Source organism: Collimonas arenae, assembly GCF_000786695.1.
In the GTDB taxonomy this organism is placed as follows: domain Bacteria; phylum Pseudomonadota; class Gammaproteobacteria; order Burkholderiales; family Burkholderiaceae_D; genus Collimonas; species Collimonas arenae_A.
Map to the genome: position 1 here is coordinate 3,722,189 of NZ_CP009962.1, position 25,437 is coordinate 3,747,625.

At 56.3% G+C, this 25,437-nt stretch carries 20 protein-coding genes; 12 read left to right on the top strand and 8 right to left on the bottom strand.

What is annotated here, in order from left to right:
• Nucleotides 1-10: 10 nt before the first annotated feature.
• The 4 genes from LT85_RS16340 to edd all read right to left on the bottom strand — a co-directional run bounded on the left by LT85_RS16340 (nt 11) and on the right by edd (nt 4,804).
• Nucleotides 11-931 (bottom strand): glycine betaine ABC transporter substrate-binding protein, encoded by a 921-nt coding sequence (locus LT85_RS16340; RefSeq protein ID WP_038490759.1) that lies wholly within the window; start codon nt 929-931, stop codon nt 11-13.
• A gap of 29 nt (nt 932-960) precedes the next feature.
• A complete protein-coding gene (locus LT85_RS16345; RefSeq protein WP_038496528.1) occupies nt 961-1,653 on the bottom strand; it encodes an ABC transporter permease in 693 nt (230 codons plus the stop codon).
• A 614-nt stretch (nt 1,654-2,267) separates the two neighbouring features.
• Nucleotides 2,268-2,924 carry a bifunctional 4-hydroxy-2-oxoglutarate aldolase/2-dehydro-3-deoxy-phosphogluconate aldolase gene (locus LT85_RS16350; RefSeq protein WP_052135258.1) on the bottom strand — a complete coding sequence of 219 codons (657 nt, stop codon included), beginning with the start codon at nt 2,922-2,924 and terminating at the stop codon, nt 2,268-2,270.
• Nucleotides 2,921-4,804 carry a phosphogluconate dehydratase gene (edd, locus tag LT85_RS16355; protein WP_038490762.1) on the bottom strand — a complete coding sequence of 628 codons (1,884 nt, stop codon included), beginning with the start codon at nt 4,802-4,804 and terminating at the stop codon, nt 2,921-2,923. The genes LT85_RS16350 and edd overlap by 4 nt, the downstream gene beginning before the upstream one ends.
• Before the next feature lie 314 nt (nt 4,805-5,118).
• On the opposite strand from edd, the gene pgi reads away from it, so the two are divergent.
• The 7 genes from pgi (at nt 5,119) to LT85_RS16390 (ending at nt 13,863) form a co-directional block, all read left to right on the top strand.
• Nucleotides 5,119-6,777, top strand: a complete 1,659-nt coding sequence (gene pgi / locus LT85_RS16360; protein ID WP_038490765.1) for a glucose-6-phosphate isomerase — start codon at nt 5,119-5,121, stop codon at nt 6,775-6,777.
• Between the two features lie 91 nt (nt 6,778-6,868).
• A complete protein-coding gene (zwf, locus tag LT85_RS16365; RefSeq protein WP_038490768.1) occupies nt 6,869-8,341 on the top strand; it encodes a glucose-6-phosphate dehydrogenase in 1,473 nt (490 codons plus the stop codon).
• Between the two features lie 22 nt (nt 8,342-8,363).
• The gene (locus tag LT85_RS16370) at nt 8,364-9,218 is read left to right on the top strand and encodes an SIS domain-containing protein (protein WP_038490771.1); all 855 of its coding nucleotides are present in this window, start codon (nt 8,364-8,366) and stop codon (nt 9,216-9,218) included.
• A 54-nt stretch (nt 9,219-9,272) separates the two neighbouring features.
• Nucleotides 9,273-10,493, top strand: a complete 1,221-nt coding sequence (locus LT85_RS16375) for an AGE family epimerase/isomerase (protein ID WP_038490774.1) — start codon at nt 9,273-9,275, stop codon at nt 10,491-10,493.
• A gap of 68 nt (nt 10,494-10,561) precedes the next feature.
• Nucleotides 10,562-11,530, top strand: coding sequence for a carbohydrate kinase family protein (locus tag LT85_RS16380; protein WP_156117554.1), 969 nt, complete (start codon nt 10,562-10,564; stop codon nt 11,528-11,530).
• 415 nt (nt 11,531-11,945) lie between these two features.
• On the top strand, nt 11,946-13,073 hold the full coding sequence (locus tag LT85_RS16385) for a porin (protein WP_038490775.1): 1,128 nt from the start codon (nt 11,946-11,948) through the stop codon (nt 13,071-13,073).
• Between the two features lie 262 nt (nt 13,074-13,335).
• On the top strand, nt 13,336-13,863 hold the full coding sequence (locus tag LT85_RS16390; protein WP_038490778.1) for a cytochrome b: 528 nt from the start codon (nt 13,336-13,338) through the stop codon (nt 13,861-13,863).
• Nucleotides 13,864-14,025: 162 nt separating this feature from the next.
• Here the strand turns inward: LT85_RS16390 and LT85_RS16395 are convergent, their stop codons facing one another.
• Both LT85_RS16395 and zwf (LT85_RS16400) read right to left on the bottom strand, forming a co-directional pair.
• Complete coding sequence (locus LT85_RS16395; RefSeq protein ID WP_052135260.1) at nt 14,026-15,999, bottom strand: glucokinase; 1,974 nt, start codon at nt 15,997-15,999, stop codon at nt 14,026-14,028.
• Nucleotides 16,000-16,098: 99 nt separating this feature from the next.
• Nucleotides 16,099-17,571 (bottom strand): glucose-6-phosphate dehydrogenase, encoded by a 1,473-nt coding sequence (gene zwf / locus LT85_RS16400; protein WP_038490781.1) that lies wholly within the window; start codon nt 17,569-17,571, stop codon nt 16,099-16,101.
• Between the two features lie 401 nt (nt 17,572-17,972).
• On the opposite strand from zwf (LT85_RS16400), the gene LT85_RS16405 reads away from it, so the two are divergent.
• From LT85_RS16405 to tal, 5 genes are all read left to right on the top strand, one after another.
• Nucleotides 17,973-19,226: an ABC transporter substrate-binding protein gene (locus LT85_RS16405; RefSeq protein ID WP_038490784.1), complete on the top strand. Its 1,254-nt coding sequence runs from the start codon at nt 17,973-17,975 to the stop codon at nt 19,224-19,226.
• Between the two features lie 134 nt (nt 19,227-19,360).
• Nucleotides 19,361-20,314, top strand: coding sequence for a carbohydrate ABC transporter permease (locus tag LT85_RS16410; RefSeq protein WP_038490787.1), 954 nt, complete (start codon nt 19,361-19,363; stop codon nt 20,312-20,314).
• The gene (locus tag LT85_RS16415; protein ID WP_052135261.1) at nt 20,304-21,197 is read left to right on the top strand and encodes a carbohydrate ABC transporter permease; all 894 of its coding nucleotides are present in this window, start codon (nt 20,304-20,306) and stop codon (nt 21,195-21,197) included. The genes LT85_RS16410 and LT85_RS16415 overlap by 11 nt, the downstream gene beginning before the upstream one ends.
• A 67-nt stretch (nt 21,198-21,264) precedes the next feature.
• Nucleotides 21,265-22,410, top strand: a complete 1,146-nt coding sequence (locus LT85_RS16420) for an ABC transporter ATP-binding protein (RefSeq protein WP_038490790.1) — start codon at nt 21,265-21,267, stop codon at nt 22,408-22,410.
• Between the two features lie 131 nt (nt 22,411-22,541).
• Nucleotides 22,542-23,477 carry a transaldolase gene (gene tal / locus LT85_RS16425; protein WP_038490793.1) on the top strand — a complete coding sequence of 312 codons (936 nt, stop codon included), beginning with the start codon at nt 22,542-22,544 and terminating at the stop codon, nt 23,475-23,477.
• 77 nt (nt 23,478-23,554) lie between these two features.
• On the opposite strand, the gene purU is transcribed toward tal, so the two are convergent.
• Both purU and LT85_RS16435 read right to left on the bottom strand, forming a co-directional pair.
• Nucleotides 23,555-24,424, bottom strand: coding sequence for a formyltetrahydrofolate deformylase (gene purU, locus LT85_RS16430; RefSeq protein WP_038496543.1), 870 nt, complete (start codon nt 24,422-24,424; stop codon nt 23,555-23,557).
• A 216-nt stretch (nt 24,425-24,640) separates the two neighbouring features.
• On the bottom strand, nt 24,641-25,204 hold the full coding sequence (locus LT85_RS16435) for a bactofilin family protein (protein WP_038490796.1): 564 nt from the start codon (nt 25,202-25,204) through the stop codon (nt 24,641-24,643).
• Nucleotides 25,205-25,437: the final 233 nt, after the last annotated feature.

Genomic DNA, 25,437 nt, shown 5'->3' on the forward strand with positions numbered 1-25,437 from the left:
TCTGCACCTCTCATATCAAGCCTTCGGCGCGCAGGAAATCCGCGGCTACCTGGGCTATTGGCAACTGATCGATATCCACTTTTTTATTCATCTCGGTCATCTTGGCGGTGTCGATTTTTGCCGACAGTGCGTTCAACTGCTCCGCCAGTTGAGGATTGGCGTCAAGGATTTCCTTGCGCACGATCGGCGTCGCGCTGTAGAACGGGAAGAAGCCTTTGTTGTCTTCCAGTAGCTTGAGGTTGAATCCCTGCACTCGGCCGTCGGAAGAATAAGTCAGGCCGACATTCAGCTGGTCGTTATGCAAGGCGGTGTACACCAGGCCGGCATCCATCTGCTTCACTTCGCTGCGGCCGAACTTGAAGCCATACAACGCTTGCAACGGCTCCAGGCCGTCAGGGCGCGAGGCAAACTCAAAGTCGACGCCGATCAGGTATTTTTTATCGGGATCTTGCTGATGGCTCTGGTTGATGCTGTTGGCCAGATCTTCGATCGTGTTCAGACCCTCTTCCTCGGCGCGCTTTTGCGGCACCGCCAAGGCATAGGTGTTATTCAAGGCGGATGGCTTGAGCCAGATCAGATTCCTGGCAGCGTCGAGTTCCTTGACCTTCTCATAGGATTGATCCTGGTCCAGTTTTTCGTCGATCTTGTTGTAGACGATCAGCGCGGTGCCGGTGTAGTCCCAGACGATATCGATCTGGCCGCTTTCCAGCGCCTGCCGCATGATGGTGGTGCCCAAGCCATTCTTCAGGTCAACCGCATAGCCCTTGGCGCTCAGGTATTGCTGCGTCATGGATGACAAAATCAATTGCTCGGTAAAATTCTTGCCACCGACCACCAGATTGTCTGCGCTGGCGGGCGTCATGCTGAACAGGCTGCTGAGCAGCGCGAGCAGAACGCCGACGCGTGATGCCGCCCTTGATAAATATTGCATATTATTTTCCTTGTCCGATTAGGGGTGGATCAGCGCAGCAGTCCGCGCTTGCTCAGGTATGCATTGCTACCCAGCGAAACGATCGCGTCCAGCATCAATGCCAGCACTGCGGTGGCGGTAGCGCCCAGCAGCAACTGCCCTTGGTTGTTCAGATAAATGCCTGGAAAGATCAGGCCACCCAGACTTTCGCCGCCGATCAGGATCGACAAAGGCGCAGTCCCGACAATGATCGCCAGCGCAGTGCGGACGCCGCCGACGACAATCGGCAAGGCATTCGGCAGCTCAACCCGGAACAGTACCTGCAGCGGCTTCATGCCAATGCCTTTGGCGGCTTCTTTCATCGAAGGCGAAACCTGCTTCAAACCTTCATAGGTATTGCGCACGATAGGCAGTAACGCCGCTAGCCACAGCGCGATGATGGCTGGCTTGTCGCCAATGCCGAACAAAGCCAGCGCCAGCGCCAGGACTGCCATGGAAGGAATGGTGTTGCCGATATTGAAAATCTGCATCCACTTTTCTGCATGCCTGGCAAAGTATGGCCGGCTCAGCAGGATGCCCGCCGGAATACCGCACAGCAGCGACAGTGACAGCGACCAGCCAACCAGCACCAGATGACGGCCGGTGTAATAGACTAGGTCGCCCTGGTATTGACGGATGACCGAGGGGCCAATCGACCAGCCAATGGCTGCCACTACCAGAATGGTAAGGGCAGCGCCAATCATGGCGTTGCGATAGCGATTTGTCATGCTTTTTCCTTCCATAAGCATCGCCGATAGAAATCTGCGGCGAGCACAAGCGCTAGCCCGTGATCGCAAATCCGACTTTTCTGGCGATGCATATTGAATGACCACCGAACACGCAACGGCATAGCCGGAACCTGTCAGCGCGACATACAACTAATTTTTTATGATCCCGTCCGGTCTTCCCGCAGGGAGGACATTGAACGAGCCGACTACCGCATGGGGCGGTACAGAATGCGAGGAATAATTCCCCGACGCTAACTGAAACTCCGGCGCTGCCGGAGCATGAGACAACCCGCTGACGCGAGCCACGAAACCCAAAAATGTGCTGTTGAGAAAGCACGATGTTGTTGAGAGGGAGTCATTCTAACAATTTTTCTTGATGACGTCCAGTAATGGGATTTACAAAAGCTATTACCGGAATGTCTGAAGACGAAAATGACATACCTTTAAAGCAATGAATATGTGGGTATATCTAAGAGGGAAAAGTTAGAGAAGTACGGCGGAGAACAAGCAGGAATGACGGCGAGAAGGCCGCGTCAAGAATACGGACATGATTGAAAAACCATACCCGTATTCTCAGAGGGGAATTGCTATCAAAGTGCCTTGCGCAGCTTGCTGGCAGCCGCCGCGAGCGCAGTAATACGTGCCCAGTCGCCGGATTTCAGCACGTCTTTCGGCGTCAGCCAGGAACCGCCAACGCAGGCGACGTTTTTACATGCCAGGAAGTCCGGCGCGCTTTCCAGCGAAATGCCGCCGGTCGGACAAAAAGTCACATCGCCCAAAGGACCGGCAATCGCATTCAGCATGCCGACGCCACCCGCAGGCACTGCCGGGAACAACTTCAACTGCCGGAAACCGGCTTCACGCGCGACCATCACTTCAGACGGGGTCATCACGCCAGGCAACAGCGGCAGGCCGCTCGCTTTAGCTGCGGCGATCAAGGCTTGTGTCAGACCCGGCGAAACGCCAAACACCGCGCCGGCATCGCGTGCAGCGACGAATTCATCTGCTTGCGTCAAGGTGCCAACGCCGACAATCGCACCTGGCACCTGCTCGGCAATGGCGCGGATGGCCGGCAAGCCGTGCACCGTACGCAGCGTCACTTCCAGTACGCGAATGCCGCCTGCCACCAGCGCCTTGGCCAGGGGCACCGCATGTTCGATGTCGTCGATCGCGATCACCGGAATTACCGGCGAAGCGCGCATGATATCTAGCAACTGGTTGCCATAAAGGAGATTGGAGGATGTCATAGCGTTGCTTTCTGTGGTTGTTGTGCTGATTCTGCAGTTTCTGCCGAGGCCGGTATCGCAGGGGGCAGGCCGAAGCTGGTTGCGCCCTCTTCTGCCGCGCTGACCGTGGTCCGGAACATCGCAAACAGTTCACGGCCCATGCCGACATGGTTGGCGGACAGGTCGATTTCCAGTGGCTGGCGCTGCGCCCATTCCTCGGCCGGCACCAACGCCTCCAGTATACCTTTCTCGGCATCGAGGCGGATCATGTCGCCAGTTCGCACCAAACCCAGCGGGCCGCCGGCCAATACTTCCGGCGTGACATGGATAGCCGCCGGCACTTTGCCGGAAGCGCCCGACATGCGGCCGTCAGTGACCAGCGCCACGTGGCGGCCGGCATCCTGCAAAATCCCCAGCGCCGGCGTCAGCGCGTGCAATTCCGGCATGCCGTTGGCGCGCGGGCCTTGATGACTCAATACTGCAATGAAATCGCGGTCCAACTCGCCGGCTCGGAAGGCTTTCATGAAGGCGTCTTGTGAATGGAACACTACCGCCGGTGCCTGCACCACCCAGTGTTGCTGCTTGACGGCGGAAATCTTGATCACCGAACGGCCCAGGTTACCGGTCAGCAAACGCAAGCCGCCGTCGGCGGAAAACGGCGCAGCGGCGGTCCGTACGACCGAATCATCGCCGCTCTTTTCCGGCGCTGCCTTGAACACGACTGTTTCGCCCTCCAGGAACGGTTCGGCGCAATGCGCGCGCAGGCTGTCGCCCAGGATGGTCTTGACATCTTCATGCATCAGGCCAGCGTCCAGCAATTCGCGAATCACGAAACCGGTGCCGCCGGCGGCATGGAAATGATTCACGTCGGCGTCGCCGTTCGGATAAATCCGGGTGATCAGCGGCACGACTGCCGACAAGGCGTCGAAATCGTTCCAGTCGATGACGATACCGGCTGCCTTGGCGATCGCTACCAGATGCAAAGTGTGGTTGGTCGAACCGCCTGTCGCCAGCAATGTAACGATGGCGTTGACGATGCTCTTCTCGCTGACGACGTGGCCGACCGGCAGGTATTGGTTGCCGCGGTCGGTGATCCTCAAGGCCTGGCGCGCCGCCTCGGCAGTCAAGGCATCGCGCAGCGGCGTGTTCGGCGTAATGAATGCGGAGCCAGGCAGATGCAAACCGAGCGCCTCCATCAGCATCTGGTTGCTATTGGCTGTGCCGTAGAAAGTGCAGGTGCCGGCGCTGTGATAGGACTGCGCTTCCGCTTCCAGCAATTCGGCGCGGCCGACTTTTCCTTCCGCGTAGAGCTGGCGGATCCGTACTTTCTCTTTGTTGCTCATGCCGCTGGTCATCGGACCGCCGGGAATAAACACCGCCGGCAAATGACCGAAATGCAGGGCGCCGATCAACAGGCCGGGGACGATCTTGTCGCAGATGCCGAGGTAGACCGCAGCGTCGAACATGTTATGCGACAGCGCAATCGCCGTCGCCATGGCGATCGCATCGCGTGAAAACAGAGACAATTCCATGCCAGGTTGCCCTTGCGTCACGCCGTCGCACATGGCGGGCGTGCCGCCGGCGAACTGGGCGACGCCACCCGCGGCATGGACTGCATCCTTGATGATTTGCGGATAGCGCTCGAATGGCTGGTGGGCAGACAACATATCGTTGTAGGAAGAGACAATCGCTACCGATGAACTTTTGTCCTGTTTCAGCCTCAATTTATCGTTGACTGGAAATGCGGCAAAACCGTGCGCAAGATTGGTACAGGACAGCGCACCGCGCTGTACATCCTGACGGCGCGCGTGCTCCAGACGCGCCAGATAGGCGCTTCGGTAAGGCTGGCTGCGCGCAATAATGCGTTCGGTGACTTTGGCGACGCTGGCTTGAACAGTCATGATTAAAATCCTTGAAACAGTAGACGATTTGAAATTTTACTACAAAAATATCATTGCAACGTTAACTTACGAACCCGAACCTCGTTCGATTGTGTTTTTTTGAAACCGGGCAACCCTGCCTAAGACTAGAAACCCAGCTATACGGCGCACAATAGCTAAAGCGGATAAGCGAATGAGAAAGCGATAGATCAAAACCTTGACCAATCGACTTAAAGTTACCTCATTTCAATAAATTACAAAATAATTTGTAGTGAAATTACCGCCAACTGTTGTATAGTCGTATAAATTCCTGACCTACCATAAAGACTCCGGATATGCCACTGACAGCGCTTCATACTACCGCCAGCTTTCAAGCCTTGCATGCCCATTACGCGGCAATCAAAGACCGATCGTTGCGTGATCTGTTTGCCCCCGCTTCCGCCCCACCCCGCTTTGAACAATTCTCCCTCAAAGCAGCCGGCATATTCCTTGATTATGCAAAAAACAACATCACCGCAGAAACCATGGAGCATCTGTTTGCCCTGGCGCGCGAACGCCAGGTTGAAAGCCGGCGTGCGGCGATGTTTGCCGGTGAAAAAATCAACACCACCGAGCATCGCGCCGTATTGCACACCGCCCTGCGCGCACCAGCCCAGCCGGCATTGGCAATCGACGGCCAGCAAGTAAGCGCCGATGTCCACGCCGTACTACAAAGAATTAAGACGTTCGCCGGCGCATTACGTTCCGGTGCATGGCTGGGATATAGCGGAAAGCCGATCACGGATATCGTCAACATAGGCATCGGCGGCTCCGATCTCGGCCCCAAGATGGTGTGCCAGGCGCTACGCCCCTATCAGCAAGCCGGCCTGCATCTGCATTTCGTGTCCAATGTGGATGGCGACGATATGGACGCCGTGCTGCAGCAAGTTGATCCACGCACAACTTTGTTTGTCATTGCATCAAAAACGTTCACCACCGCAGAAACCATGATGAACGCGCATTCAGCGCGCAACTGGTTCCTGCAAAACGGCGTGGGCGCGCAAGAGTCCGATCTGCGCAAGCATTTTGTCGCCGTCTCCACCAATGTAGAAGGCGTCACTGCATTCGGAATCGATCCGTCCAACATGTTCCCATTCTGGGACTGGGTCGGCGGCCGTTATTCGGTATGGTCTTCCATTGGTCTGTCGGTGGCCCTGGCGGTCGGCTTCGACCGCTTCAGCGAATTCCTGGACGGCGCCCATGCAATGGACCAGCACTTCCAAAGCGCACCGCTGGAACAGAATATGCCGGTCATCATGGCTTTGCTGGGAATCTGGTATCGCGACTTCTTCGATTACCGCTCGGTCTCGATTGCACCTTATCACCAGGACCTGGGCAATTTTCCTTCGTATCTGCAACAACTGGAAATGGAAAGCAACGGCAAGCGCGTCGCTCTTGACGGCAGTACGCTGGAGATTGCCACCTGCCCTATTATCTGGGGCAATGTTGGCACCAACGGCCAACACGCGTATTTCCAGCTGCTGCATCAAGGAAGCGACATTACCCCTGTCGACTTTATTGCGACCTTGAGCGCCAGTCATCAACTGCCAGGCCATCAAGCCGCGCTGCTGGCCAATTGCTTCGCCCAGTCGGAAGCTTTCATGCGTGGCAAGAACGCGGAAGAAGTTCAGACGGAAATGCAAGCCAAGGGTATGTCGGCCGAACAGATCGCCGCCCTGCTGCCGCATCGTACTTTCCCAGGCAATCGTCCCAGCAACACGCTCCTGATGGACGCGCTGACCCCAGCCAACCTGGGCGCACTGATCGCCTTGTATGAGCACAAGGTATTCGTTCAGGGTGTGATCTGGGGTGTCAACAGCTTCGATCAATGGGGCGTTGAGCTGGGCAAGGTTTTGGCCAGCAACATCCTCAACGAACTGACCGGCACGCCGGCCCCGCAAAGCCATGACAGCTCGACCAATGGCCTGATTGCGATGGCGCGCAAAGCTTTGTAGTCATATTTTCCACGCAGGATAAAAGTACGCAAAATCTTTCATCCAGCACCTAACTCCTCATAGCGGCAGTAACTTATAGGTCTCATTTATCATGGCTCTTGCAGAATTTGATTTAGCAATTTTTGGCGGCACCGGCGACCTGGCAATGCGTAAATTATTACCGGCAATGTACGCGCGCGACCGCGCCAACGACCTGCCGCCGGATGCCAGCATCCTGTGCATCGGCCGGCACGAGAGCAGCGACGCCGATTTCATCAAGCACGTGGAACAAGACGCCAGGCCGCACATCAGCAAGGAAACTTTTGATGCCACAGTCTGGCAGCGTTTTTGCAAACGCATCAAGTACGTCGCCATGGACGCCACCGATGCGGCTTCCTACAAATCCCTGGTCGAGGCAATGCGGCCCGATCATGCGATTACCAATGTGTTCTACCTGGCGACGCCGCCTAGCTTGTTCTCGAAAATCTGCAAGAACCTGGCTGCCTGCGGCCTTGCCACCTCGAACTCGCGCGTGGTGCTGGAAAAGCCGCTAGGCCGCGACCTCGCCAGCGCCAAGCAAATCAACGCCGAAGTCGGCCAGGTATTTTCCGAATCGCAGATTTTCCGTATTGACCATTACCTCGGCAAAGAAACCGTGCAAAACCTGCTAGCGCTGCGCTTCGGCAATGTGCTGTTCGAACCGCTGTGGCGTCGCGAATGGATTTCCGACGTACAGATCACCATCGCCGAAGAACTCGGCGTCGGCAATCGCATGGGCTACTACGAAACTTCCGGCGCCTTGCGCGACATGCTGCAAAACCATTTGCTGCAGCTACTTTGCATCGTCGCCATGGAACCGCCGGTATCGATTACCCCTGATGCGGTACGCGATGAAAAGCTCAAGGTACTGCGCTCGCTGAAGCGCTTTACGCCGACTACCCTGGCGCAAAACGTGGTGCGCGGTCAATACCGCTCCGGTCACGTCGAAGGCGTCGCCGTACCCGGCTATCGCAAAGAAGCGGACGCCAACCCGCACTCACGCACAGAAACCTTCGTCGCGCTGAAAGCCGAAGTCGATACATGGCGCTGGGCCGGCGTACCGTTTTACCTGCGCACCGGCAAGCGCATGGCCGACCAGTTGGCGGAGATCGTGATCCGCTTCAAGACTATTCCGCATTCAATTTTTGCTCAGCCCAACAGCAGCTTTGAGCCAAACTGCCTGGTGATTCGTTTGCAACCGGACGAAGGCCTGACCCTGAACCTGATGGCGAAGACCCCGGGCGACGGCATGCGCCTGAAGCCTGTCGAATTGGAGCTGAATTTCCGCGAGAGCTTCAAATCGCCGCGGATGGAGGCCTACGAACGTCTGTTGCTGGATGTCTTGCGCGGCCAGTTGACCTTGTTCATGCGCAGCGACGAACTGGAAGCGGCATGGGAATGGGTCGAGCCGATCCTGGAATTCTGGGATCAGGAAGAAGACGAACCGATTCCCTACACCGCTGGCACCTGGGGCCCGGCAGCTTCCAGCGCCTTGATTGCACGCGATGGCTTGCAATGGCGCGAAGAAGCGCTGCCAGAACTATGATCCACCGGGATTCTGAATGACGATGCTACTGGACGCGATCCGGACCCAGATCGACTTGCTGTCAAAGTCGGAGAAAAAGGTCGCGCTAACCATTCTCGACAACCCCCAGCTGGCGCTGGCAGAAAACATCACTGCCCTGGCAAAGAACGCGCAAGTATCGGAGCCGACAGTAGTGCGTTTTTGCCGCGCCATCGGCTATGAAGGGTGGCACGACTTCAAGCTGAAGCTGGCGCAAAGCCTGGCGGTGGCCTTGCCAGGCGCCAATGAAATGCTGGCGCAAGACGATATCGCAGCCGATCTGGTCAACAAGATTTGCAGCCGCTCCATCAACACCCTGCTCGACCTGCGCAACCACCTGAGCGCCGATGCGATCCAGCAAGCGCTGGACGTTCTGCTCAAGGCCAACAAGATCGAATTCTACGGCCAAGGCACGTCGGGCATTGTCGCGGCGGACGCCCAGCATAAATTCTTCCGCTCCGGTGTCCCCACTGTCGCTTATTCCGACCCGCATATCCACAGTATCGCCGCATCGCTGCTGCAACCCGGTGACTGCGTGGTCGCCATCTCCCAGCGCGGCGGCAATGCGGCGCTGTTACGCAGCGTGCAACTGGCGAAAAAAGGCGGCGCCGACATCATCGTACTGGGACCGAGCGGCACACCGTTGGCGGAATTGGCGACAGTGCTGGTGCCGATCGACCTGAGCTTCAATATCGATCCCTACACGCCGATCTCGGCGCGGCTGGCGCACTTGGTCGTGATCGATATCCTGGCGGTCGGCCTGGCGCTCAAACGCGGCCCGGAATTCCGCAAGAAAATGCAGAACGCCCAGAAAGCCTTGCAACAGTTCGACATGCAGTTTGATTCGTTTTTTCGCTAACGACGCGCCCCCAAACAGGCCTGCCTCAGCAATAAACCTATAAAAATTATAGACATGAGACCTGCTTCCTCCCCGCCCGACTATCGCGATCCCGAGTTTCTGCGCGATCGCATGCGGCGCGACATTGCTTTTTTCCATCCGCGCGCCATTGATCCGAAAGGCGGTTTTTTTCACTACCTCAATGACGATGGCAGCATTTATGACGACGCCAGCCGACATCTGGTCAACAGTGCTCGCATGGTGTTTTGCTATGCGCTGGCCTGGCGTCTTGATGGCAAGGAGGAATACCGCGAAGCCGCAAGACACGGCCTGCGCTTTTTGCAGCAACAGCATTGGCAGCCATCCTACGGCGGCTATGCCTGGGTCCTGGAAAACGGCGCTGCAATTGACCGCACCCAGCATTGCTACGGACTAGCCTTCGTCCTGCTGGCGCATGCGCACGCGTTCAGGATCGGCATCAGCGAGGCGGCGCAAGGCATAGGCGCCACCTTCGACTTGATGGAAAAACTGTTCTGGTCGGAAGCCGACGGCTTGTATGCGGACGAAGCGACACCCGAAGGCGTTGTTTCCTCCTACCGCGGACAGAACGCTAATATGCATAGCTGCGAAGCCTTGATTGCGGCCTTTGAAGCGACCGGCGAACGGCGCTATCTGCTACGCGCCGAACGACTCGCGCACAACATCACCGTGCGCCAGGCGGCGCTGGCCGACGGCTGGATCTGGGAGCACTACCACGCCGACTGGAGCATCGATTGGGAATATAACCGTCACGACAGCAGCAACATGTTCCGTCCGTGGGGTTTCCAGCCAGGCCACATGACCGAATGGTCGAAATTGCTGTTGCTGCTAGAACGCCATAGCCAGCATCTGCAAGGCGACAGCGGCTGGCTGCTGCCGCGCGCCCGAGCACTTTTCGACGTCACCATACCTGCCTCCTGGGACCAGGAATTCGGCGGACTGGTATATGGCTTGGCGCCGGACAGCAGCGTTTGCGACAGCGACAAGTATTTCTGGGTGCAGGCGGAGTCGCTGGCCACAGCGGCATTGCTGGCGCAACGCAGCGGCGATGCTGGTTACTGGGACAGCTACAACAAATTATGGGAATACAGCAGCATGCATCTGATCGATCAGGCGCGCGGCGGCTGGTATCGGATCCTGCAACGCAATAACGTGCGTTACGGCCCGGAAAAGCCGCCCCATGGAAAGACCGATTTTTATCATCCGATGGGCGCCTACCTGGAATCGCTGGCAGCGGTAGGCTGCCCGCTTGAATGAAGCATATGCAACGTCAAAAATGCAGGCGGCTTTGCTGCTGAATAGATCAACATTGTATGGAAGCTTTTATGTCTGAGACCACGAAATCCGCCCAAGCCGCCAACCTCCCCCAATTCATCAGCGCCGGCGAGGCCCTGACTGACCTGATACGCACAGGCGAAGAGCAGTGGCTGAGCAAGACCGGCGGCTCGACATGGAATGTAGCCCGCGCCGCCGCCAGCCTTGGCGCCTCGTCCGCCTTTGCCGGCGCCATCAGCCAGGACTGGTTTGGCGATCAACTTTACGCAGCCAGCCAGGAAAGCGGACTCGATTTACGCTTCCTGCAGCGCGCGGCGCGGTCGCCGCTGCTGGCGGTGGTGTATGAAACCACGCCACCCCAATACAATTTCATCGGCGACAACAGCGCCGACCTCGCTTTCGATCCAGACTTGTTGCCCGCCGGCTGGCAACAAGCGGTGCAATGGGTTCATTTCGGCGGTATCAGCCTGACGCGCGCGCCGTTGGCCGGACGCCTGATCGAACTGGCGGAGGACTTGCATAGCCGCGGCGTCAAGATCAGCTACGATCCCAATTTCCGCAATGTGATGGACCAGCGCTACGACAGCGTACTAAAAAAAATGGCGCAACTGGCAGATGTCATCAAGGTCTCGGATGAAGACTTGGCCGGCCTGTTTCGCAGCGACGATACCGACGCGGCGTTGGCTACCCTGCGCGACTTCAACCCATCGGCGACCATACTCTTGACGCTAGGCTCGCAGGGCGCGGCGATCCATGCCGGCGCCGAACATTGGCAAGTGACGCCGCCGCCGATTACTGTCGTCGATACGGTGGGCGCCGGCGACGCCGGTATTGCGGGATTGATCTACTCACTGATACAGGAATCAAGTGCAGCGCCGGCATCTTCCGGCCAGCCCGTCACCCCTGACTGGTTGCAACACCTGCAATTTTCCGTGGCCTGCGGCTCGGCAGCTTGCCTCAATGCAGGCGCCAAACCGCCGCAACTGGCCCAGGTTCGCGCCTTGCTGGAGAAAACCTAGAATGATTGCCGGAGCATCCATACTGCGGCATCAATCCGCAAAAATGTATCAAAATTACTTGTAGTAAAAATACAGAAAAAAATATTTCCATAAAAAAACAAATAAAAAATCACCAAATCAAAACATTTTTTAATAGCTCGGCAACCCCCAACACACGCCCATGACGGGCATGTAAAAGCAAGCGATGCTGTAAATTAGCAACACAAATATAGTAAAACTACACAAATAAAACAAATATTTCACAAATCGGTTTACCATCTTTACCAATAAAGAAATCGGCAATAAACGAAGCAAATACGCAAAGTAAGGTACTGCCGCAAAGTACCCGTAACAAGCAAAGTCCGATTCAAGAATTTCGAGCTACACAAGACTCGGAAAGCAGTGGTCAACGCCACATTTTTACTTAGGAGATGAAATGAGAAAATCTGTTCTGAAAACCATGCCGTTGGCGAAGCCACTCGCGGTCGCAGCAGTTCTGGCTTGCGCCTTTGCCAGCCAGGCCCAGGCGCAAACCAACGTGACCATCTACGGTCGTGTTGACGCCGGCATCAACTACCAAAGCAATCAAGTAAGCAAAGATGCAAATGGCAATATCGTTCGTGGCGGCCAATGGGGTGTAGGCGGCAACGAATGGGGTACCAGCATGATCGGCTTCAAGGGCAACGAAGATCTGGGTGGCGGCTTGAAAGCGATTTTTACCTTGGAAAGTGGATTCCAGGCTGACACCGGCAGCTTCAACGGCAGCGGCCTGTTTAATCGTCGCTCGTACGTTGGCCTGAACGGCGGCTTCGGTACCGTGAAAATCGGGCGCGACCTGGCACTGCCAAGTGACCGTGTATGGAGCATCGATCCAACCGGACAGCAGAACATGAGTACGTCCACCCTGTTCAAAGGCCGCAACTGGCCACAAACCAGCAACCAGATCCAGTACATCACACCAGATATGGGTGGCTTCTATGTACATGCCATGTACGGCGCTGGCGAAGCGGCAGGTTCTTTCACCCGCGGACCGACAGGCTCGAATATCGGCAACAGCACCGGTCTGGCGATCGGCTATGCAGTGCAGAACTATGAATTCCTGGCGATGTACGATACGGCACGCAGTCAAAACGGTGCCTATGACGACCTGTTCTCGCGCTCCAAGGAAATTACCGTCGGCGGCAACGTAACGTTCGACAAGGTAAAACTGTTCGCCGGCTGGCAGAATCTTTCGGCACCTGCACAGCCTTTGGGCGCACCAGGCACAATGGCATCAGCCAACAAAGCCAACCAGTTCTGGCTCGGCGCCAACTACCAGTTGACCCCGGCCCTGACACTGATCGGCGCAGCCTATCACGTCAAGCTTAACCACGACGTCGGCAGCGCAAACCTGTTCATGCTCGGCACCAACTATAGCTTGTCCAAACGCACTCTGCTGTACGCGAGCGTCGGCACTATCCGCAATGGTTCGAACACCGATTTCCAAGTTCAAACCGGCGACAGCACCGGCTTGACTGGACAGAACCAAAGCACGTTCTACACTGGTATCAGCCACTCGTTCTAAAGATAGCAAGCATGATTGGCGCGCCGCTTGAGCTCGGAGCGTCAATTATCCTTGTTAGTACTGCCTAGTAGTGCTTGCTGCGAAGAGTGGCATTAGTGAAAGACGTCCCTGGGTAATTCCCAGACTTTGCCCATTCGCGTGCGAATGGGCATTTTTTATGCGCAGCCGCTTTATCTCCGCAACAATCAGTTACCAATCCGCATTGTTTTTGCAAAAACGGTGTGACAGAATCACAGCTCGAATATTCTACAGAATGGCGACGATGCCTCCCCTCTCCCCGCAAGAACGTTTCTCACGGCCGGCAATCTTGTTGCATTGGGCTATTTTCCTGTTGGTCGCCGTGGCTTACCTGGCGATTGAAATGCGCGGCCCCAAAGGCAGCGATTCGCGTACATTCTGGACTGCGACGCACTTCTGGGCGGGCTGTAGCGTACTGGCGTTATCGATAGTTCGCGTTGCCTGGCGCAGCTATCAGAAGCCGCCAGCGCCGGAGGCAGCTTTGCCGGCTCTGCAATTGCTTTCCAAGGCTTCACATTTATTACTGTACCTATTCATCATCCTCCAGCCTATACTCGGGATTCTCTGCGTCAATCTCGCCGGCCATCCAGTTACATTGGCGGGACTTGGGGCGTTCACGATCGTCGGACCTGATCATGATTTAGCCAAGACCGTGAAGGAAGTTCACGAGACGCTGGGAAATGTCTTTTACTGGGTGATCGGCTTACATGCCCTGGCGGCGCTATGGCATCACTTCATCAAACGCGACAATACCTTGCGGCGGATAATCTAGTCTCGCGACGAAACAACTCCGGCGACAAGGTCAATCCGCGCCAAAGATCAATCCCATATCAGCTTGAGAGACAGGTTACGTTTTCTGAGGAAGAGCGGAACAAGAATAGCTTGCTGAAGCCGCCACACTCTTCCATGAAGAGTGTGGCGGCCTTGTTTTGGCTTATTTGATATGCGAGATGACGTTCGGCGACAAGGTCACCTCCTGATCGGCATGGGTTGACTGCACTGTCTTGCCGCCGCCTTCAGCCGTAATCTTGTCGCTGGCCGACTCATCCAGCGAGGCGATATGGGTCAGGATGCCACGCTTGGCCTGGCGCTGTAGTTCGGCAAACGGACTGGAGCGATTGAGCGAGACACCCACCGCCAGCACGTCGATCAGGAGCAACAACAGAATCCGCGACACCATCGGGATGTGCATCATGCTGCTTTCGTCGTGCTCGACCGCCAGCGTGTAATGAGCGCGCTTGGCCAGTTGCGAGTTGCTCGGCGCCAAAGCGATGATCGTCGCGCCGGAATGCACCGCGACCTCGACCGCAGGCGCCAAATGGCGCAGGCGCCCGGAATTCGAGATGACCACGACGACGTCACTGCTTTTCAGCATGGCGGCGGAAACCTCCTGCAGTTGCGGATCGGTGTAAGCCGACGACGGAATGCCAAGGCGGAAGAATTTTTGCTGCGCATCCTCTGCCACCAGGCCGCAGCTGCCGAAGCCGTAGAATTCGATGCGACTAGCCTGGCTCAACACCTCGATCACGCGTGACAAAGTATCTGCATTGAGGTTGTCGCGCACTTCCATCATGGCGGAAATGGTGTTGTCGACCACCTTCACGCCGACATCCAGCGAAGAATCGCCGACATGCACCTGACTGTGCGCAACCGGCACCGTGCCAGTGACGCCCGAGGCCAGTTTCAACTTGAAATCGGCCAAGCCTTGGCAACCCATGGTGCGACAGAAGCGGATGACGGTCGGCTGGCTGACATCGGCGCGGCGGGCGATTTCTGAAATCGGCTCGCTCATCACGGCGCGCGGATGGGCCAGGATCAGGCTGGCGACCTTTTGCTCGGCCGGAGAGAACTGGTCGCGCGCCTTGCGGATTTTTTCCAGGATAGGCACGGCGTTGCCGCCGCCAAGATGCTCTGACAGGATCGCAGCGACGCCGACAAACGCCGGATACGGCGCGGTAATGACAAAGGTCGGGATCTTCGCCAGGTAATTGCTGAAGCGTCCTTTGTTTTCGAAACGTGCGCGAAACGGCGAGCGTGCGAAATAATCACCCAGCCGCGGCACTACGCCGCCGCCGATATACAAACCGCCCAGCGTGCCCAGGGTGACCGCGACGTCAGCCGCCACCGTGCCAAGCATCGCGCAGAAACATTCGACCACTTCCATACATAGGCCATCCTGGCCCTGCAGCGCCCGTTCGACAATTTGCGCCGTCTGCAGCGGCTCTGGATTGGCGATGCCTTGCATCTCGGCCAGCGCCTGGTAAATCATTTCGATGCCGGGACCCGACACCAGCCGTTCGGCCGAAACGTGAGAATAAGTACGCCAGCAATAAGCCAGCACCGCCGCTTCGCGGGCGTCCCCCGGAGCGAAGGTGACATGGCCGCCTTCACTGCCCAGTGCAATCCAGCGCCCCTCGGTAGGAATCAGGCCGCCGACACCGAGCCCTGTGCCAGCCCCGACCAGCCCGATCACACCGCCACTGAGCGCCCTACCGGCGCCGACCTGGAGACAATGCGACTGCTCCAGATGCGGCAAGGACATCGACAATGCAGTGAAATCATTGACCACCAGCAGCGTATCCAGATTCAGGCGGCGGCGCGTATTTTCAATCGAAAATTCCCAATCGTGATTGGTCATCTTGATGTCGTCGCCCTGCACCGGATTGGCAATCGCAATCGCGGCATGTCGCACTTGCGGACGCGCACTGTTGGCAAGGTAAGCCTCTACCGCCAGGGGAAATTCCGCATAATCTGCGCAACGCAAAGTCTGAATCGTGTCGATCTGGCCCGGCGCACGCTCCAGCGCGAAACGCGCATTGGTGCCGCCGACATCTGCCAGCAAACGCGGGCCATCCAGATAGCTAGTAGCCGAATTCTCGCTAGCGTTCATGATCGTGGATGAAGACATGGTGTAAAACTTTCACTTAAATACTGTTGGTAGGATGGCGGCGGTGAACTACCGGCCTGCCTCGCTTCTTAAAATAATTGGTCAGTCGGAATCCAGTGTTCAGCGATCTTCCGGCCATTGCGCACTAGCCCGTTCCATCATCGCAAACGATGAGGTTGGCCCCCAGCTCCCTGCCATATAAGGTTTGGGCGCAGAGGCGCTGGTTTCCCAATGGCGCAGCAGCGGCTCGACCCAGCGCCAGGCGGCTTCCTGCTCATCGCGCCGAACGAATAAAGACAGGTTCCCGCGGATCGCATCCAACAGCAGGCGCTCATAGGCGTCTGCCCGGCGCTGCTTGAAAGCCTGGTCGAACGCCAGGTCCAGCGCCACGGGCTGCACAGTCATGCCGTCGCCCGGCTGCTTCGCCAGGCAATGCAGCTGGATTGACTCATCCGGCTGCAGGCGGATGACCAGGCGATTGCTACTGGTCCCTGGCTGGCCGCCCGGCATCGGCAAGATGGCGTGCGGGATAGGCCGGAAGGTAATGATGATCTCCGCCGTACGTTGCGCCAACCGTTTCCCGGTACGCAAGAAAAACGGCACGCCGGCCCAGCGCCAGTTGTTGATTTCAGCATGCAAAGCGACGAAAGTTTCTGTCTGCGATTGTGTAGCGACGCCTGGCTCTTGTTGGTAACCGGCTACCGATTGCCCTTCTACCGCTCCCGATACATACTGGCCCCGCACCGCCTTAAGCTCCATGTCTTCCGCAGAAAACGGCTTCAAGGCGCGCAATACTCGCAATTTCTCGTCGCGCACGGCATCGGCATCCATTGAAGTAGGCGGCTCCATCGCCACCATGCACAAGAGTTGCAGCAGATGGTTTTGCACCATGTCGCGCATGGCGCCGGTGGAATCATAAAAGTCCCCACGCCCCTCGACGCCCAACTGTTCGGCAATCGTCAACTGCACATGCGCCACCGATTCACGGCGCCACAGCGGCTCGAACAGTGAATTGGCAAAACGCAAGGCCAGCAGGTTTTGCACCGCCTCTTTGCCTAGATAGTGATCGATACGATAAATCTGCTCTTCAGCGAACACCCGCGCCACTGCATCGTTGATTGCGCGCGAAGACATCAAATCGTGGCCGAGCGGCTTTTCCAGCACCACGCGGGCTTGCGACAAGTCGATCTTGCTGGCCGCCAGATTGGCGCAAATCGGCTCAAACAGCGCCGGCGAAGTCGCCAGATAAAATACCGAGACCGCCTTGCCGGCGGCCAGCGTCTTGGCCAACGACAGGTAGCCAGCGCTGTCCAGTAAATCCAGCGGCAAATAAGTCAGGCGCGCCAAAAAGCTTAGCCACAGCGCATTGTCGACGCCGGCGAAACTGCCCTTTACATAGGGCGCGGCGCTCTTGCTCACCCAGGCCAGATAGTCTTCCTGGCTGAAATCCTGTTTGGCTACACAGATAATACGGCCATCTTGATGCAACTTCCCTTCCCTATGAGCAACAAACAATGCAGGAAGAATCTTCCGCATCGACAAATCGCCGGTAGCGCCAAATAAGGTAAATGTAAAAGGAATATGTGGTTGCATCAAAATTTTTGTAATAAATAAAAAACTTATATTGCAATATTAATGTAGCATTACTACAATTACAAGCGGCGAAGAGAGTAAAACCGGCTTATTTGCAGGCAAACTCAAAAGTCCATGTAGTTTTACTAGTTTTCACATGATACACATGGACTGGAATATGCGCAGGCAAGGCTTTGCGCAAACAGCCGGCACAACAACGGATTTCCGTCCAGGTGCACAATGGGACAGATTTTTAGGCAGGAGTAAGGTAGGAGAAAACCAAGAGTAGCCAAGGCAACGCGATCACCACATCAGGCGTTCGAATCAAGCAACCATTGATTGAGCGTTAGATTAAGTAAGAGATTAGGCAAGTTAAGCAAACGTTAGTTAATCACAAGCGCAACTCAACACAGGAGACAAGTATGAAACTGAGTCAAATAATAAAATCGGTATTCGCAACCACTGCATTGCTGTCCAGCGCCGCGGCAGTTCACGCGGCTGAAGTTGAAGTGCTCCATTACTGGACTTCCGGCGGTGAAGCTAAATCTGTCGCCGAGCTGAAAAAGATCATGGAAGCCAAGGGCGTCACCTGGAAGGATTTCGCAGTTGCCGGCGGCGCTGGTGAAAACGCGACGACCGCGCTGAAAGCGCGCGTGATCGCCGGCAGCCCTCCGACAGCGGCACAAATCAAAGGACCATCGATCCAGGAATGGGGCCAGGAAGGCGTTCTGGCAAATATCGATGCAGCAGCCATTCCAGGCAAATGGGACTCGTTACTGCCTAAGGTTGTCTCCAACACCATGAAGTACCAAGGCCACTATGTTGCCGCTCCGGTCAACGTTCACCGCGTCAACTGGCTGTGGATCAACCCGGAAGTCTTGAAAAAATCCGGCGCAAAAGCACCGACCAGCTGGCCAGAATTCTTTGACGCTGCCGACAAGATGCAAAAAGCCGGTTTCATTGCGATTGCCCATGGCGGCCAGCCTTGGCAAGACGCTACTGTGTTTGAAACTGTCGCTCTGGGCGTAGGCGGCGCCGACTTCTACAACAAGGCGCTGGTCAAGCTCGATCCGGCCACCCTGACTGGCCCGACCATGATCAAGACCTTCGATACACTGGGTAAGATCAAGGGCTATATCGACAAGAACGCCGCCGGCCGCGACTGGAACCTGGCGACTGCGATGGTCATCAATGGCAAGGCCGGCATGCAGTTCATGGGTGACTGGGCCAAGGGCGAATTCACTGCCGCAGGCAAACTGCCAGGCAAGGATTTCCTCTGCGTTCCAGCACCAGGCACTGACAAGTCCTACACCTACAACATCGACTCGATCGCTATGTTCAAGGTCAAGGATCCGGAACAGCAAAAAGCCCAGCTGACTTTGGCGACCGCCATCATGAGCCCTGAATTTCAAGAGATCTTCAACTTGAACAAGGGTTCGATCCCGGTCCGTTCCGATGTCTCCCGCGCCAAGTTCGACAGCTGCGCCACCAAATCGATGGATGACATGGCTTCCTCCAACAAGGCCGGCACGCTGGAGCCAAGCATGGCGCACGGCATGGCAGTGAATTCAGCTGTACAAGGCGCTATCCTCGACGTGGTTTCCAAGTTCATGAACTCCAACATGACCTCGCAAGCAGCAGTCCAGGCGCTGGCAAAAGCAGCAAAGACGCAATAATTCTGTTTTTTATTGTTTAATTAGAGTAAATGAGAACAGGGGCCGGAGCGAGTAACATCGATTCCGGCCCCCGCCATGTCCGGTAGTGGCTGCCACCGCCAGGCATGGCTCTGATCCTGCTTCAGGAGACTTGCATGTCCGATCACACCCTCCCCTATACAGCAGCCGCTGTCGGGAGTCCAAGCCACACCCCCAAGCAACAAGGGCGGATTGCGGCAATCGCCGATGCTTGGCTGCCACGCCTGGTATTGTCGCCTACTATTATCCTGTCACTGGTCTTCGTGTACGGCTTTATCGCGGTAACCGCGTGGCTGTCGCTGACCAATTCACGGATGCTGCCGAATTATGAAATTTCCGGCTTCAATCAATATGTCGAACTGTTCGCCCTGGACCGCTGGTGGGTAGCTGCCGCCAACCTGGGCATTTTCGGCGGCCTGTTCATTCTGTTTTGCCTGGCGATCGGCCTCGTCATGGCGATCTTGCTAGATCAGAAAATCCGCGCCGAAGGCGCATTGCGCGCGATTTACCTGTATCCGATGGCGCTGTCGTTCATCGTGACCGGCGCCGCCTGGAAGTGGATCTTGAATCCGGGCCTGGGCCTGGAAAAAATGATGCACGACTGGGGCTTCGCCAATTTCCATTTCGACTGGCTGGTCAACTCAGACTTCTCCATTTATACCGTGGTGATCGCCGGCGTCTGGCAGTCATCGGGCTTTGTGATGGCGCTGTTCCTGGCTGGCCTGCGCGGCATCGACGACAGCATCATCAAGGCGGCCATGGTTGACGGCGCCAGCTTGCCGACCATCTATCGCCGCATCGTCATCCCGGCGCTGCGCCCGGTATTCTTCAGCGTGCTGCTGGTGCTGGCGCATATTGCAATCAAGAGTTTCGACCTGGTGATGGCGCTGACTGCAGGCGGTCCAGGCACCTCCTCCGATCTGCCGGCAATTTTCATGTATCAATTTTCTTTCTCTCGCGGTCAACTTGGCTTGGGTGCGGCATCGGCGATGATGATGCTGGCTACCGTACTGGCAGTGCTGGTGCCCATGATGTACCTGGAAACCAAAGGAGCCCGCAATGGCCGCTGACAGCACTAGCAATTCCATCTATAACGAAGGCAGCAAACTGACTGCCGGCCGCGTGATCATTTACACGCTGCTGGTGCTGTGCGCGCTGTACTACCTGGCGCCGCTGTACGTGATGCTGAGCACCTCGGTGAAAACGCTGGATGAAATCCGTTCCGGCAACCTGCTGTCGCTGCCGATGTCGCCCACCGGCGCCGCCTGGGGCAAGGCCTGGAGCAGCGCCTGTACCGGCGTCGATTGCAACGGGCTGGCACCGTTTTTCTGGAACTCGATCAAGATGGCCGTGCCGGCAGTCTTGATTTCGACCCTGATCGGTTCGCTCAACGGCTATGTGCTGGCACACTGGCGCTTCCGCGGTTCTGAAATCCTGTTCACTGCGCTGATGGTTGGCTGCTTCATTCCATTTCAGGTAGTGATCTTGCCGATGGCACGCCTGCTGGGTATGGCCGGTATGGCCAACACCACACCGGGACTGGTATTCGTCCACGTGGTCTACGGTATCGCCTTCACCACTCTGTTCTTCCGCAACTACTACGTCACTGTGCCGGAAGAACTCGTCAAGGCGGCCCGCATCGATGGCGCAGGCTTCTTCATGACCTACCGCAAAATCATCTTCCCGCTGTCGCTGCCGATTTTCATGGTCTGCTTCATCTGGCAGTTCACGCAAATCTGGAACGACTTCCTGTTCGGCGTGGTATTCGGCGGTTCCGATGCCAAGCCTGTGACCGTGGCGTTGAATAACCTGGTGAATACCTCTACCGGCGTTACCGAATACAACGTCAACATGGCGGCGGCCATCATCGCTGCGCTGCCGACCTTGGTGGTGTATCTGCTGGCCGGAAAATATTTTGTGCGCGGCCTGACTGCAGGTGCGGTTAAAGGCTAAATCGAAGCGTCCGGTCGCTGCTTCCATCGCGATCGTGTAATGAATAAATTTAAGGAATGAGTTAAAGATGGCAAGCTTATCAATTCGCAATGTGCGCAAGGTTTACCCGAACGGCAACGAAGTCCTGAAGGGCATCGACCTCGAAATCGAAGACGGTCAGTTCCTGATTCTGGTCGGCGGCTCCGGCTGCGGCAAGTCCACCCTGCTGAATATGATCGCCGGATTGGAAACAGTCTCTGAAGGCCAGATCATGATCGGCGACCGTTGCGTCAACGACGTACCGCCGAAAGAACGCGACATCGCCATGGTGTTCCAGTCTTACGCGCTGTATCCGACCATGACAGTGCGCGAGAACATCTCGTTCGGCCTTGGCATTCGCAAAGTACCTAAAGCCGAACAAAAGCAGATCGTGGAACGGGTCGCCAATACGCTGCAAATCACCCATCTGCTGGACCGCAAGCCAGCCCTGCTGTCCGGAGGACAACGTCAGCGCGTCGCCATGGGCCGCGCAATTGCACGCGATCCATCGCTGTTCTTGTTCGACGAACCGCTGTCCAACCTGGACGCCAAGCTGCGGGTAGAGATGCGCGCCGAAATCAAACTGCTGCATCAACGCCTTGGCGCCACGATTGTGTACGTGACGCATGACCAGATTGAAGCGATGACCCTCGGCGACCGTATTGCCGTGATGAAGGACGGCGTGGTGCAACAATTCGGCAGCCCGCAGGAAATCTACGACAATCCTAGCAATCTGTTCGTGGCAGGCTTCATTGGTTCGCCATCGATGAATTTCATGCGCGGCAACCTGGTGGCCAATGGCCATGGCCCGGCGTTCGAACTGGTGCATGCCGGCCGCAAGACCCTGCTGCCGCTGGCCCCTGCGCAAACGCAAAGACCGGAAATCGACGCCTGGATCGGCAAGGAGATCATTCTCGGTATTCGTCCGGAGCACATTACGGATGCCCAAAGCGCGCGTATCTCGGAGGCCAGCGATACCAACAGCAACTATCATCCGACCGAAGTTGGCTGTACGGTAGAACTGACCGAACCAACCGGCCCGGACACCTTGGTCTTTACTACCTTCAATGACGCCCGCGTGACCTGCCGTACCCACCCACGCGCAGCGGCCAAACCGAAGGACGATATGCAATTGGCGTTCGACCTGTCGAAGGCTGTGTTGTTTGATGCCAAGACAGAAGAACGAATCAGCTGAAACCTGGCGCAAGCATGATTATTAAAGAAGTAAGATCTTCATGGTGCCCGTATCGGTAGCATAAGCCGATAAATTGCGTAGAATGGCAGAAAGGCATTTCCGATTAACAGTCTCTGCTTTTCTACGCTGCCATGAATCAACTCGAACAACTCAAGCAATTCACTACGATCGTCGCCGACACCGGCGATTTCCAGTCGATCAAAGCGTTCGCGCCGCGCGACGCCACCACCAACCCGTCGCTCATCCTGAAAGCAGTGCAGAAGCCGGAATACCAGCCTCTGCTGGCTCAGGCCGTGAAAGACCATGGACAGCTGTCGACCAAGGAGATCATCGATCACCTGCTGGTCACTTTCGGCCAGGAGATCCTGAAAATTATTCCGGGCCGGGTTTCCACCGAAACCGATGCGCGCCTGTCGTTCGATACTCAGGGCACAATCGACAAAGGCCATGCGCTGATCAAGTTGTACGAAGCGGCTGGCATTGATCGCGACCGCGTGCTGATCAAGATCGCCTCGACCTGGGAAGGGATACGCGCCGCCGAAGTGCTGCAAAAAGCCGGCGTCCATTGCAACCTGACCTTGCTGTTTTCGCTACCGCAGGCGATCGCCTGCGCCGAAGCCAACGTGCAATTGATTTCGCCGTTTGTCGGCCGCATCTACGATTGGTACAAAAAATCCAGCGGTCATGATTACAGCGGCGCCGACGATCCGGGTGTACTGTCGGTGAAGCAAATCTACAGCTATTTCCGCAAGTTCGGCTACGCCACCGAAGTCATGGGCGCAAGTTTCCGCAACACCGCGCAAATCGTCGAACTGGCTGGCTGCGACCTGCTGACCATCAGTCCCGACCTGTTGCAGGCGTTGGCGGAAAGCGATACCCCGGTAAGCCGCAAGCTCAGCCCGGAAGCTTCGCTGCAAAGTGATGTGAAAAAAATCGATCTGGATGAAACCAGCTTCCGCACTATGTTGAATGACGATGCGATGGCGACTGAAAAACTGGCCGAAGGAATACGCCAGTTCAGCGCAGATGCAGTCAAGCTGGAAAAGATGGTTGAAGCACTGCGTTAAGTCTGCAGATAACCGAAAATACCGCAAACAAACTGCAAACAAAATAATGGCCTCGATGCGAGGCCATTTTCAATTTTCTATTTGAACACGACCGTTTTGTGTCCATTGAGCAGAATCCGGTGCTCGATGAACCACTTGACCGCCCGCGCCAGCACCACGCACTCGACATCGCGTCCGATAGCAGTCAATGTCTCTGGTTCCATCGCATGGTCCACCCGCGCCACGTCCTGCTCGATGATCGGGCCTTCGTCCAGATCACCCGTGACGAAATGGGCTGTAGCGCCGATCAGCTTGACGCCGCGGTCATGCGCTTGATAGTAAGGCTTGGCGCCCTTGAAGCTCGGCAGAAATGAGTGATGAATATTGATCGCACGTCCGGTCAAGGCGGTGCACATGGCCGGTGACAGAATTTGCATATAGCGCGCCAGCACCACCAGGTCGATATTGTTGGCTTCGACGATTTCCATTACGCGCGCTTCCTGCGCCCGCTTGGCTTCTGCCGAAGCCCCGGTCGCCAAAGGCAGGTGATGGAACGGGATGTTGTAACTGGCTGCCAGTTGATAGAAATCCGTATGGTTCGAGACGATGGCGGTAATTTCGACCGGCAGCAGGCCGCTCTTGTAGCGGAACAACAGGTCATTGAGGCAATGGCCGATCTTCGACACCATCAACATCATGCGCGGCTTCTTGCGGGCATCGTGCAATTGCCAGTTCATCTGCATGGTGCCGGCCAGGGCAGAGAACTCCGCCCTCAAAGCCTCGTCAGTAATCGCTGCATCTTCAGATGAAAAATGCACGCGCATGAAAAACAGCTTGGACTGGTCATCGCCGAACTGGGCTGAATCGATGATATTGCAACCGTGATCGGCCAGAAAACCCGAGACGCGATGGACGATGCCGCGTTGATCGAGGCAAGACAGGGTAAGAATGTATTCTGGATGGGTCATGGTATTGGCGAGTGCGAACAATGGTAAGTGACGCTTTGGCAGGAAGCCAAAACCGCTATTGTCGCATGCCTGCATACACAAGACAAAAACCGGGCCAACTAACCCAACTTTAGCTGATATGCGCGAACGCAACCACCCAGCCGAGACATTCGGCTGGGTGGTTGCAAATCCTGCATGTCGGACTGGCCGACGGCAGCTAACTGCAGATGACGGCGCTTAAACTACCGCAGTCGCTGCGGCGCTGCTTGTAGCGCTGGCTGTCACGCTACTCGCGCTGGCAGCCGGCTTGCTGCCGGAAGATGTGCCGACCTGGACTTCGCCAGTCAGTTGGCCGCCTTCTTCGATGACAACCTTGCCATAACGGATTTTGCCGGAAACCTTGCCGGTTGAATAAATCACCAGCTTTTCGCGGACCGTCAGGTCGCCGTCGAATTCGCCGTAGATTTCTGCCAGATCGATTTCAGCGGAACCTTTGAATGCGCCTTTTTCGGCGATATGGATCACGCGTGAATTCATTGTCGCTTCAACCCGGCCTTCAACCACCAAGGTGTCGCAATCGGTAATTTCGACGCCTTTGAGCTTGATATTCGGGCCGACAATCAACTTGCTGCCGACTTCATTGGTGCTGGACGACGAGTGGTTGACGGGAGTGCTCACAGGATTACTAGCCTTTGGTATGTTGGAAGTACTGCCGGAAGTGAGATTGCTGCTGGCGCTGAAAGGTGAATTCGATGTTGGTGTTTCTCGCTTGCCGCCGAAAAACGTGTCTGATTTAAGCATGTGATCTCCTGAATGGTGTTGCCTGCAATTAGTGCGGCCAGCGCGCTGATGCGGTATGAAAATGACCGGAAGAGACAAAGGTCTCCAGCCTTCGAGAGACACCCATCAGAAAAGTTCATGCCTAAAATCATTAAATTGTAACCGCCACTAAACACCAACTCTAACAGCAATCACCGCTCGTCAGACTCCGATTGTGAATAATTATTGCTCGATGGATAATCAATTATAAACAT